We start from the raw sequence: 12,011 nt of genomic DNA on the forward strand, positions 1-12,011 counted from the left end.
AGAGTCAGGTCCGGTGACCCTCAGGGGCCGTTTTCTGTTGGGGCCGTTTGCATGGCTCCTCAGGACCCTAGCCAGGCGTACTCCTCGCAGAGCTACAACCCCAGACGGTCGCCGCACGAAGCGCCATGAGTCACCCGCAGACAACTCGTCGGACAACGCCTCCGGGACACCTCTCCGGTACCTCCGGCCTCAGGAGGGCCAATGCCTGCATCAAGCCACTGGTGAACCGCGATATGGGCATTCCCGACAGCTGGTTCGAGGTGCTGCTGCGACTGGGCCGCACACCCGGTCACCGGATGCGCATGACCGACCTGGCCGATGCCGTGTCCTTCAGCTCGGGCGGCTTCACCCGGCTCGCCGACCGCATCGAGAGGGAAGGGCTGATCCGCCGAGAGCCCGACCGCCGCGACCGGCGGGCGGCACTCGCCGTACTGACCGAGCAGGGCGGCGAAGCTCTCAACAAGGCGTTGACCGCCCATGTCTCCCACCTGCGCAGTCATGTCACGTCCGTGCTCTCAGCCGAAGATCGCTGCCACTTTGCACGCATCCTGCGCACACTCCGCGACGCCAACCAGTGAGCTCGGGCCGTAGACCCAGGCGATAGCTGCGAGCTCCGGACGATGGTCGGCGGCAACGGTCCTCGCACTCGGCCACCGACAGCTGGACGAGGCACCCTGCACGAGACAGCCCTCCACGTTCGGCGCGAGCGACGGGCTCTGAGGCCCGCGCCGGCCCGGAACCAGGGCTGCCGGAGAGCGATGACATTCGCTTCCGACTTGGCCGCGAACGGCTGCAGCAAGTCCGTGGTCACCGCCGCGGCAACGTCCTCGACCCGGGCCAGGGCAATGGACCGCGGTGGGTCTTCTCCCACGGGTGGCGGGCTTGACGACCTACGGACCGACCCGGCGACTGGCTCGTGCGACGTCCGCCGACTCTGACGCCGATCTCGTGGAGGCGAAGGGCACCCCCGACACCCGGCGGTCCTTCTGCCACTTCGACGCGGCCCGCCTCGCGGACCTTGAAGTTGATGTGCTCGTCCTGTGATGAGGAGAGGCGGGCGAGCAATTCGTCGGTGACAGGGAAGCCGTCAGCAGCCATCTACTTGACGGCGGCGCCGATGTAGAGGCTGGTTGAACAGCATCCTCTTCCGCCTCGACGCCCCGGCAGGCGGGCAATCATCTTCACCAGCGCGACCCGCAACTCCCTGGTCGTCCTGCCCCTGGCCCTCACCCTGTCGGTGGACTGGAGGTCGCCGCGGTCGTCGTGGTCACCCAGACCCTCGTCGAAGTCCTCGGGGTGACCGCGCAGCCAGTCGGCCAGCGGTGCGGCGTCCCGGCCGGGCAGCACATCGAGCGGCCGGCGGGCCTCCAGGTCGATGAGGATGGTGGCGTACGAATCGCCCTTGCGTAAAGCGAAATCGTCCACGCCCAGCACTCTGACCTGGGCCGGAGGCGACTTGAGGACAGCGCGAAGGAGATGCAGGAGGGTGTCCTTCGCAACGCTGATGCTCAACGCGCCGGCAAGACGTGCCCCGGGACGGCCCGCCAGCGTCAGGGCGATCGAGGTGAGCACCGTTCGAAGCAGTGGGGTGTAGCGGGCGTGCGGGCTGGTCAGCCCTTGAATCTGCACGACGAATGTCACCGCCGGGCAACGGGAGTTGACGCACTTGAAGCGCCGCACCGAGAACTCGATCACAACGGGGGCCGCACCGATGGGTGCGTCAACGAGGCGGCGCCGGAATCGCCCGTGCACCCGCCAGGAAGGCCTCGCACAGGACGTACATCTCGCTGGGAGCGTCCGGCATGATGTACGAAACGTGACCGCCCCGGCCACCCGCTCGACGGACTCCACGACCACACCAGCTAAATGCGGCAGCAACCGCCCCAAAACCCCTGAACCGCACACCCAGTAGATGCCCAGCTCAGCCGGACAGCATCACAAGATCGTCGACAGAGCCGAATTGCGCGACCGCTCACAGTTCCTGCTGCCCCGCGCCGAACAGCAGGCCGGCGATGTGCGCGTTCGCCACCTGGTCCATGTGCGCGAAGAGCCAGTCCACCTTGTCGTCCTGGTAGTGGTTGAGGGTGTTGTTCTGCGCCATGTTGCCCACAGGGATCTGCCACAGGGCCACCGGCTTGCCCACGGACTCGGCCATCGTCTTCCAGACCCCCAGCTCGGCGGCGGCCTTCTGATCGGTCCAGAACATGTCGCGGCTCCCGTGCGCCGGCTCGGCGTACCAGCCCGCGTCGCGGTCCGACACGTCGGCGACCAGGAAGTCGGCCTTCTGCGCCCCGAGGATCGCGTAATCCTTGGCGCACGCCTGCGTGTTGCCCTGCCAGTCCCAGCAGGTGAGGTGCATACCGACGGCCGCGTGAGGAGCGTACTTGCGGGTCATTGCGATCAGGCAGTGGGCCAGACCCGCCACACTGTTCGCCTGATTTGCGCAGTCGTTCGGGGCCGCAGCAGTCACCTGCGCCGGGACCTTGTTCACATTGCCCACGGTCGAGTAGCCGGGGCACAGCAATGTGCTCCGGCTACCCGACATCATCGACGGCAGCAGCTCGCGGACGTCACCGACGTCCCGCGGGCGGCCAGCATCACGCCGCGCAGGACCGGGCCGATCGTGCTGAACGACGTGCCGACCGCGAAGGCAGCAGCCTTCTCGCGCTATTTGAGCGGCGTGCCACCCGAGTTTCGGTAGGCGATCGTCTTCCTGAACAGGTTGCCGCCGTCGGTTTCAATCGTGGTCGACTTATCCGATCCTTGGCCGAACAGCAGAGCCGCGACATGGGCGCTCGCGACCCGGTCCATGTGCGAGAACAGCCAGTCCACCTTGTCGTCCTGATAGTGGTACGGGGTGTTGTTCTGTCGCATGTTGCCGACCGGGATCTGCCAGACCACGATCGGTTTGCCGGACGCGTCCGCCATCGTCTTCCAATACGCGAGCTGCGCGGTCCACTTCTTTTCGCTCCAGAATGAGTTATGTCCGCCATTCTCCGGCAAGGCATTGAGGCCAGCGTCCACAGCTTCAACCTCCCCGACCAGGAAGTCCGCATTTTTTGCCCCGAGGGCCACGTAATCCCTGGCGCATTTCTTCTCGTTGCCCGGCCAGTCCCAGCAGGTGAGGTGCAGACCGACGGTCGCGTGAGGAGCGTACTTGCGGGTCATTGAGATCAGGCAGCGGGCCAGACCCGCCACACTGTTCGCCTGATTTCCGCAGTCGTTCGGAGCCGCAGCAGTCACCTGCGCCGGGACCTTGTTCACATCGCCCGTCCCTCGGGCGAATCCCCAAAAATCGGGTTCGAGATCGATCATGTCGTGCGAGGTGCCGATCTTCTGGAGGAAGAAACGGTAGTCGTTCAGGTACCTGGTGAGGAGGTCGACCCGGTTGACCGCCTTCACCTCGTCCTGCCACGTCGCATTGGGGGTGAGGTGGGGGAGTTCATACCACGACCACACCATCGTCTGCGGATGCGGTTGACCCTTATAGGTAGCCTGCGCAGCGCGGGCTTGCATATGGGGGACGAGCCCCCCGCGCCCACCCCACACGCATCCCCACCAGTTCGTCCCATTCGGGCAGGACTTCGCCGTGTACACGCTGCTCGACGGTGCAGGCGGACTGACGACGTATTGGTACTGAGCGTCGAATGGTGCGGCAACCGAAGGTTTATCGTTCGATATTCTTCCGATCATCACCGTGTTCTTGCCCATGAAACGTATCGTCGAGCTGGCGCCACCGGCCGCAGGAGACGACGCCGACGACGCTGCTGCCTTGGCGCTCGCCGACGCCGACGCCGACGCGCTCGCCGAGGCTGAGGCCGAACCGCTCGCCACGGCCGCCGCGACACCCGCAGCGCCCCGTGCCCCCGCCGTGGCGGAAGGGGAACCCTGTGGCTGGTGGCTGGTGGCCGCGTAGACGACGCCCGCGCCGACGGCTACGGCGGCAGCCACCGCGGCCGCGACGAGCTTCCCGGACACGTGCGCGGCCAGCCCGCCCGATCTGCCGCCGTGGCCGCCGTGGCGCAACCGCTTCGCGGCCTTGCCTTTCCCCGCGACCCCTTTCGCCGCGGCGGCCTGCGCGCTCGGCGCGGACGGGGGCAGGGCGTGCCGCAGCCATGTGGCCGCGAGCAGTGCGGGTACCGGTACCAGGGCCGAGCCCGCCAGCAGCCGCTCGGCGGGCACCAGGTCCTGCCAGGACGCGACGCAGGCTACGCATTCGCGTACGTGCCGCGCGAACTGCTTGCGCCACGACGGGGCCGCCCACCCATCCCACCGGGCCGCTATCTGGGAGAGCTCAGCGCACCGGGGCGCGGCGTCCAGCGCCCGCACCACCGTGCGGGCGGCGTCCAGCCGGGCCTTGAGCCGCTGCACCCGCACCGCCGCGTGTCCCGGCTCGATGCCCAGCGCCCCGGCCAGCTCCGCCCGGTCCAGCTCGCCCGCCGCCTCCAGCCACCACAGCGCCAGCAGTTCGCGGTCACCCTCCTCCAGCCAGCGCGTCGCCAGAGCCGTCTCGCGCCTCTGGCCCGACAGCTCCAGTTGAAGGATCGTCAGGTCCACGAAGTCCGCGCCGGGATCGGCCGCGTCCGGCGCGAGCTCGAAGCCCCAGCCGTGCGCCGCCGAGGGCTGCGTCTGGTGGCGCCGCCACCGGTCGCGCACCTGGCGCACCGCGATCGCCACCACCCAGGCTCGGAACGCCGTAGGGTCGCGCAAATCCCCGATCCGGTCCACCGCGCGCATCAGCGTCTCCTGGACCACGTCGTCCACATCGACGTGTCCGTCCAGCGCCCGCCCGACGATGTTGTAGACCAGCGGCAGATACGCGGCCATCAACTCGTCCAGGGCTTGGCGGTCCCCGCCCTGCGCCGCCACCACCAAGTCCTGATCTGCACGCCCGTCCCGCTCTGCAACCCGCATCCGCACTCCTTCGCTCACCGGCCGGGCGCCCGCGCGCGCCCGGTCCGCCTCGATGTATAGGTGACGGCTGCGCGGCGGCCGGGTAACACTTCCGGCCGCATTGTTTTGCCGGACCGCGCACTACCCGCGGGCGGCGGCGACCCAACACCAAGCAAACCAACCAGTAGACGAAACACCATGCGTCAGCTGGCTGCCCGGCAGAACCACCGAATGGAGAAACGCACAGGTCATCGATCAGCAGCGCGGTTCACCACAACGCTCTCAGTCTTTCCGATCCTTGTGTCCAACCTGCGTCCAGAACGCGTCCTGGAGGACAGCCCAACCGGATTCCGAGACGATCGCCCCAGCTCAGAAGTGCGCCTCGAACTCGCCCGCAGCGGATTCCCCTTCCAACGCACAGAGACTCCACCCCAGGGCGCCAGGGCGGAGCCTCTGGGAGCACTTTCACCGAGCAACGCGTATACACAGAGCCCGAGCTACAGGACCGGAATCAGTCCGCGTCCAGCTCGGCCGCTTCGACGGGGTGCCGCTGCAGCCAAGCGTATGCGTTTCGCCTGTTGCTACCAACATCCCCGGGGCGATGCCGGCCTCAAACTGAGCCACCGTCCGCGCGCCCGCTGCGAGGACCGCATCCGCAACGCCCGTGCCACCGGCCTGCGCAACCTCCCCCTGCACGACCTCTCCCCGAACCAGATCTGGCTGGAGATCGGTCTGCTTCTATCCTTGCGTCCCGAACGCGTCCAGGATGGACGAGGAGAACCCGACTCCCCGGATACTGCTCCAGTTCAGAGGGGTTCTCGAACTCCTCCGCAGCGGATCCCTTCCTCACTTCGGGTGGATGTCGGGGCCCCTGCGGGGCGATCCCACTGGCACTGGCGTCGGCGCGAGCGTCACGCGTCCAGTGACGTCATGACGTGCTTGATACGGGTGTAGTCCTCGAAGCCGTACGCGGACAGATCCTTGCCGTAGCCGGATTGTTTGAAGCCGCCGTGGGGCATCTCGGCGACCAGTGGGATGTGGGTGTTGATCCACACGCAGCCGAAGTCCAGCTTCTTGGACATGCGCATCGCGCGTGCGTGGTCCTTGGTCCACACCGACGAGGCCAGGGCGTAGTCCACGCCGTTGGCCCACTCCACGGCCTGCTTCTCGTCCGTGAAGGACTGGACGGTGATGACCGGGCCGAACACCTCGTTCTGGATGATCTCGTCGTCCTGCTTGAGGCCGGAGACGACGGTGGGGGCGTAGAAGTAGCCCTTCTCGCCGACGCGGTGGCCGCCTGCCTCGATCTTGGCGTGGGCGGGCAGCCGCTCGATGAAGCCGGAGACCTGCGTGAGCTGGTTGGCATTATTGAGCGGTCCATACAGCACATCCGGATCGTCGGGCCGACCGGTCTTCGTGCCTGTGGCGGCCCTCGCCAGCGCCGTCACGAACTCGTCGTGGACCGACTCCTGTACGAGGACGCGGGTCGCGGCCGTGCAGTCCTGGCCGGCGTTGAAGAAACCGGCCACCGAGATGCCCTCGACGGCCTGGGTTATGTCAGCGTCGGCGAAGACGACGACGGGGGCCTTGCCGCCCAACTCCAGGTGGACGCGCTTGACGTCTTTGGCCGCGGACCCGGCGACTTGCTTGCCAGCCCGTACGGAGCCGGTGATGGAGGCCATCGCCGGAGTGGGGTGTTCGACCATCAGGCGCCCGGTGTCGCGGTCACCGCAGATGACGTTGAAAACGCCCTTGGGAAGGATGGACCCAATGATCGCGGCCATCAGCAGGGTGGAGGCCGGGGTGGTGTCCGACGGCTTCAGGACCACGGTGTTGCCCGCGGCCAGCGCCGGGGCGAACTTCCAGACCGCCATCAGCATCGGGTAGTTCCACGGTGCGACCTGCGCGCAGACCCCGACGGGCTCACGCCTGACGATGGAGGTCATGCCGTCCATGTACTCACCGGCCGATCGGCCCTCGAGCAGGCGCGCGGCGCCGGCGAAAAAGCGGATCTGGTCCACCATCGGTGGCACCTCTTCGCTCGCCGTCAGCTCCAGGGGCTTGCCGGTGTTCTCGGACTCGACGGCGACGAGTTCCCCGGTCCTCGCCTCGAAAGCGTCCGCGATCTTCAGTAGCAGGCGCTGTCGCTCGGCCGGGGTGGTGTCGCGCCACGCCGGGAACGCGGCCGCGGCGGCGCCCATGGCGGCGTCGACGTCCTCCCGGCCGGACAGCGGCGAGGTCGCGTAGGACTCGCCAGTCACCGGGTTGACGATCTCGATGGTCTGCCCGTCGGCGGCGTCCAGGGACTCGCCGCCGATGTAGTTTCGCAGCGTGCGCAGAACGGTGGTCACTGGGTCTCCAGTTGGCACATAGGTGGTTCCTCGCGTGTTATTTCGGGTCCGGTTGTCGAGGGTGATGTCGGACGGCAGCCGCTGGGCCACGTGGACAGGGATGAGGACAGCAGCAGCACCAGCACGGTGCCGACATGGACCAGGTGCCAGTGCCGTGAATTCCCACGTGCCCCGACTCCGATCGGGCACCGACTCGGTGCCGGGTACCGGGGTGCGCGGAAGCCGCCGCAGAGCGGGGACTACGCCCCTGGGCCAAGTGCCGGTCTGCGCAGCCGGATGGCGTAAGGCGAGCTGCTCCGCCGGCAGAGCTGCTCGCCTTGGGCAACAGGGGGTGGCCTAGTCCAGCGGCTTCTCGTCGCGGAAGCGCCGCAGCACGTTGCCGGTGATCTTCGCGATGTTGTTGTCGTACCCGTTGTGGGACAGCGACCCGGTCCAGGCGATGGATCCGACCGAGAAGAATCCGCCGCCGCCCTCCAGCGTGCAGTAGACCATGTCCGCGCGGACCGCCGGCTGCTCGGTTCCGCCCATCCCCGGGAGCATTTCGAAGATCTCCTCGGTCACCAGCAGGTAGTTGTCGGAGAACGGTCCGGAGGTGGCCAGGACCAGGGTTCCGGGCGGCGAGCCGAGCGCCGGGTTCCAGCAGTCGATCTCGGCACCGGCCGCGCCGCCGCCGATGATGCCGAAGTCGCCCAGGAGCTCGTTCTCGCCGACGCCTTCGAAGATGAAGGCCGCCCGCGGATCCTGGCTGTCCGCAAGGCGCTCGTAGTAGGTGCAGCGGTCGAAGCCCTGGGCCACCATGCCGACTCCCACCAGACGCTGTGGTGCTTTGCCCTTGTTGCGCCACAGGCCACTGGCCTCGCCCGAGGTGGTGTGGCGGCGTTCGGCGAAGGGTGACTGGTGGGGGCGGGTGCCGCCGTCGGCCCGGCGCAGCTCCATCAGGTGCGGGGCGTCGGGGTCGTAGGAGACGGTCGCGAAGAAGCCGTTGCCGCCCAGGTACATCAGCCGGCCGCCGTTCGCGGTGAACTCCTCGAGGGCGTCGAGCTCGCGCCGCGTGACGTATTCGGGGTGGCTTCCGGTGATCACGACACGGTAGTCGCGCAGCAGGTCATGGCCTTCCCGATCGAGGTCCTCGTCGGTGAGGGCGTCGAACTCGCACTCAGCGGTCTCCAGCCAGTGCACGAGGGACAGGTCGGCGGGCAGACCCCAGGGGCCTTCGCTCATGAACGAGGCGCGGTAACGCGGCTGCAGGCTGATCAGCGGGCGGCGGACGCTCCCGAACACCACGCCGGACCCGTCGTTGTGGATTTCGTACAGGGAGCGGCCGAACTCGGGGTGGTCCTGCAGGACCAGGTCTTCCTTGTGGACGATGGGCGTGTGCCCGAGGAGCATCTCCATGCCGTCCGCCTCGAACGCGATCCGGTCGTTGGCATACGCCAAGTAGGTCGCCGTGGGGAACAGGACAGCGACGTCCTTGCGCCGACGGCCCGGCCCAACGAGGAAGGGCACGTGCTGCTCGATGCCCTCGGCCCGCAGCCGCACCGCGTAGACGCCACTGGGCAGGTCCTCGGGCACCTCGAAGGTGAACGCCGCAGGCCACTGAGCATCAGCGATGTCGTCGTCGTGGAAGTGGATGGCGTCGAACTCGTCGGGCGCAAGCCGGAAGTCCTCCACGACACCTTGGAACTCGGGCCCGGTGACGCCCCGGACGGGCGCGTTGACGCAGCGGCCGTGCAGCATGTGAGGCCCCTCGTCGACCACATCCCACAGCAGCAGCCCGTCGGGGCGCCGACTACGGCCGAAGTGCCAGGCAGCCACCGGCTCGCGCGCCGTGGAGACGTCGTCGATGGCCCGTTCGATACGGATGCCACCGATCTTCCCGTTGAACGCGGTTGCCGCGAGCAGCCGGTCATCGGCTCTGCGAGCCAACGCGCCGATACGGAACGGCATCGAGGAAGCCGTCCAGACCGCCGAGGCGGTTGCGCTCGCCTGCTCGGGTACGGCGGCTGCGGCGGCCGGGGCCACCCGGTCCGCGCAGTGGTCCAGCGGGGCCTGCCGCAGGGTGATCTGCCCCGCCGACCGTGGCAGTTCGACCTCGAGCCGGTACCACTGGTGGGCCGTCAGCTCCTGTTCCAGGGTGAGGGTCCGCCGCTGACCGCCCTCGCTCCATACGAAGGACGGCTTGCCGTCATCGAGCAGCAGGGCCCAGCCGGTCATGGTCGCCGCGTCCCAGGTACCCATGACCGCCTGGCGCTCGCCGGTGAAGCCGACCGAGCTCTGGCTGACCCGATAGGCGCCCAGGCTCCCCGAGCGGTTGTCGCGCGGAAGCGTCGGGAAGACGGCGGCGCGGATGACCAGCGCGTCGGGGTTCGCCAGCAGGCCCTTCGGGTCAGGGACTTCGACGTAGGAGCCGGGCTGGCAGGCGTAGTACTGCCCTGGGTACGTCCCGTCGATGGTCGAGGGGACCTCGTCCTCCAGGAAGCCCGGCCCCGCCTGCCCGTCGTATCCGTGTCGCAGGCGCACCAGGGCCGCGTCGTAGGCCGGCGGGCCTTCACAGCTGATGTGGAACGACAGTTGCTCGCCGGGACGGGCGGAGAAGCGATCGGTGTAGCCGAAGACGTTCTGGGTCGTCGTGCGGCCGCTCGCGAATGCCATGACCTTCTCGTTTCTTTCTAGTTCTGCTGCAGTGCCGCGGCACGAGCGGTGAAGATGTGCCGCATGGCGTCTTCGTAGTCCTCGAAGGACTGCTCGGTCAGGCGCAGGTTGCCCGGCATGCCCAGGACGATCTGCGCCACGCGCCAGGGGCCGTCGGGTCCTTCGGAGAAGACGATGTGCTTGCCCGAGACGGGCAGGCTGCGCAGCGCCCGCAGCACGCGTTGAGTGCGGTCGTCGTGCGGTCCCAGCGGAGCCGCGTCATGGGCAGCGACGACCTCGTCGGTGCATTCCTTGCGCAGGCGTTCTTCGCTGCGCAGACGGAACACTTCGAGCAGTTCGGCCGAGCGGTCTGCACTGGTGCGCATCAGTTCACCCCCTGCTGCTGGAACACCTTCGCGCTGCGACGGGACAAGAACGATGGGCTCACGGTGGGGGTGCCTTTCATGCTTGAGGGGCTCGCGGGCGTCGGGCAGCGGCTGTAGCTCGCGCCTCGGTGACGGTGCCTCGGACCAATGCCGAGTGCTGCCCGGCGGTGAGCGGGAGCGCGGTCAGGCGTCGGAGCTGGCGAGCGAACGGCCGGTGAGCTTGAAGTACGCCGCCACGCCGAGGCCGATGACGAGCCAGCACGAGCCGACGATCTTGGCGTTGGAGTCCGCGTTCCACAGCGCGACCAGGAGGAGTGCGCCGCCGAGGACCGGAGAGACCCAGTGGACAAAGAAGCGGCGGCTGCCGCCTCGGACGACGAAGTGGGTGAAGACGCTGACGTGGAGAAGGACGTACGCGGTGATCGCGCCGAAGGTCACCAGGGTGGTCAGCAGTCCCGACTGCTCCACGCCGAGGATGCCGACCCCCACCGACAGGACTGCGATGAAGATCATCGCGTTGAGGGGGACCTGGTGTCTGTCGCTGACCCGCGACAGGAACTTCGGCAGCTGCCCGTCGCGGGCCATGCTGAAGACCAGGCGGGCGGAGGTCGCGTTGGAGGCGATGGTGTTGGCGAAGATCGCGATCAGAGCAGCGGTCAGCAGGAGGACCGTCTTGAACCAGCCCGCCATGGCCGTGCCCACCACGTTGTAGAAGGCGTTGTTGACCGGGTCACCGTCGGCGAATTCCGTCCCGCTCGGGACCAGGATGCCCGCCACGAAGACCTGTACGACGAACAGCGCGGTCACCTGGTAGAGGACGATCATGGTGGCCTTGGAGACGGTCCTGCCCCCGCCCTCGGCTTCCTCGTTTAGTGTCGAGATCGCGTCGAACCCGATGAAACTCAGCGCGGCGACCGGAACTGCACCGAGGACCAGGGACCAGGAGCCGCCGTCGGCGGGGACGAACGGGCTGAGCGACAGATGGGCCCGGCCCTGGAGGAGGAGCACGGCTGCCCAGACCAGGAACACGGCCAGCACGACCAGCTGGATGTAGAGGAAGATCTTGTTCATCGTCGCGGTGACGCTGATGCCCATGATGTTGATCAGGGCGGTCGCGGCGACGAAGATCACCACCCAGATCCAGGCGGGCACCCAGGAGACCACTCCGGTCATCGCGCTGGCCGCGAAGACGCACAGCAGCGCGGGCAGCAGCAGGTAGTCGAGCAGGATGGCCCACCCGGAGACGAACCCGAGGAAGCGGTTGCTGCCTAGCCGCACGTAGCTGTACACGGAGCCGGCGACCGGGAACCGGACTGCCATCTCCTTGTAGCTGATGGCACTGAACAGCATCGCGATGGCGGCCACCACGTACACCGCGGCGACGGCGCCGGCGGACATGTTGTAGACGATGCCGAACACCGCGACGGGGGCGAGCGGCACCATGTAGATCAGGCCGTAAATGACGACGTCGGCCAGGCTGAGCGTGCGGGCGAGCTCCTGCTCATAACCGAGCTCGTGCAGCCGGTCGCGGTGGTCGTCCGCGCCGCCAGGTCTTTCGGGCACTGTTTGGCGAGCTTCTGGAACGTTCATGGCCGGGCCTCCTGAGGGATGAACGAGCCCCGGTCGGCTGTCGGTGCCGTGAGCGGCGACAGCAGGGGAAGACGCGGGGTCGGCAACAGCCGGCTCGGCGGGTGAGGACCGCCTACAGCGCGGGCTTGTCTTCACCTCGAATATGGCGCTCGGCCACCTT

General features: G+C 67.9%; 8 protein-coding genes and 2 pseudogenes. 3 read left to right on the forward strand and 7 right to left on the reverse strand.

The window, feature by feature from the left end:
- Nucleotides 1-221 precede the first annotated feature (221 nt).
- The 3 genes and pseudogenes from OG714_RS02420 to OG714_RS02430 all read left to right on the forward strand — a co-directional run.
- Nucleotides 222-578: a MarR family winged helix-turn-helix transcriptional regulator gene (locus OG714_RS02420; RefSeq protein ID WP_406118169.1), complete on the forward strand. Its 357-nt coding sequence runs from the start codon at nucleotides 222-224 to the stop codon at nucleotides 576-578.
- Nucleotides 579-882: 304 nt separating this feature from the next.
- Nucleotides 883-1,044: a hypothetical protein gene (locus OG714_RS02425; RefSeq protein ID WP_406117907.1), complete on the forward strand. Its 162-nt coding sequence runs from the start codon at nucleotides 883-885 to the stop codon at nucleotides 1,042-1,044.
- A 98-nt stretch (nucleotides 1,045-1,142) separates the two neighbouring features.
- Nucleotides 1,143-1,410: pseudogene (locus OG714_RS02430) on the forward strand (hypothetical protein); the annotation flags it as partial.
- Here the strand turns inward: OG714_RS02430 and OG714_RS02435 are convergent.
- The 7 genes and pseudogenes from OG714_RS02435 to OG714_RS02465 form a co-directional block, all read right to left on the reverse strand.
- Nucleotides 1,351-1,905 (reverse strand): annotated as a pseudogene (locus OG714_RS02435) (transposase family protein); the annotation flags it as partial. The pseudogenes OG714_RS02430 and OG714_RS02435 sit on opposite strands and share 60 nt — an antisense overlap.
- Nucleotides 1,906-1,972: 67 nt before the next feature.
- The gene (locus OG714_RS02440; protein WP_406118171.1) at nucleotides 1,973-2,395 is read right to left on the reverse strand and encodes a hypothetical protein; all 423 of its coding nucleotides are present in this window, start codon (nucleotides 2,393-2,395) and stop codon (nucleotides 1,973-1,975) included.
- Between the two features lie 272 nt (nucleotides 2,396-2,667).
- Nucleotides 2,668-4,914 (reverse strand): RNA polymerase sigma factor, encoded by a 2,247-nt coding sequence (locus OG714_RS02445; protein ID WP_406118172.1) that lies wholly within the window; start codon nucleotides 4,912-4,914, stop codon nucleotides 2,668-2,670.
- Between the two features lie 890 nt (nucleotides 4,915-5,804).
- A complete protein-coding gene (locus tag OG714_RS02450) occupies nucleotides 5,805-7,244 on the reverse strand; it encodes a gamma-aminobutyraldehyde dehydrogenase (RefSeq protein WP_328976301.1) in 1,440 nt (479 codons plus the stop codon).
- A 336-nt stretch (nucleotides 7,245-7,580) separates the two neighbouring features.
- Nucleotides 7,581-9,896 (reverse strand): N,N-dimethylformamidase beta subunit family domain-containing protein, encoded by a 2,316-nt coding sequence (locus OG714_RS02455; RefSeq protein WP_406118174.1) that lies wholly within the window; start codon nucleotides 9,894-9,896, stop codon nucleotides 7,581-7,583.
- A 17-nt stretch (nucleotides 9,897-9,913) separates the two neighbouring features.
- A complete protein-coding gene (locus OG714_RS02460; protein ID WP_406118175.1) occupies nucleotides 9,914-10,261 on the reverse strand; it encodes a hypothetical protein in 348 nt (115 codons plus the stop codon).
- Nucleotides 10,262-10,444: 183 nt separating this feature from the next.
- Nucleotides 10,445-11,824 (reverse strand): APC family permease, encoded by a 1,380-nt coding sequence (locus OG714_RS02465; RefSeq protein WP_406118176.1) that lies wholly within the window; start codon nucleotides 11,822-11,824, stop codon nucleotides 10,445-10,447.
- Nucleotides 11,825-12,011 lie beyond the last annotated feature (187 nt).

Origin of the sequence: Streptomyces sp. NBC_00989 (genome assembly GCF_045162655.1) — a bacterium.
Lineage (GTDB): Bacteria > Actinomycetota > Actinomycetes > Streptomycetales > Streptomycetaceae > Streptomyces.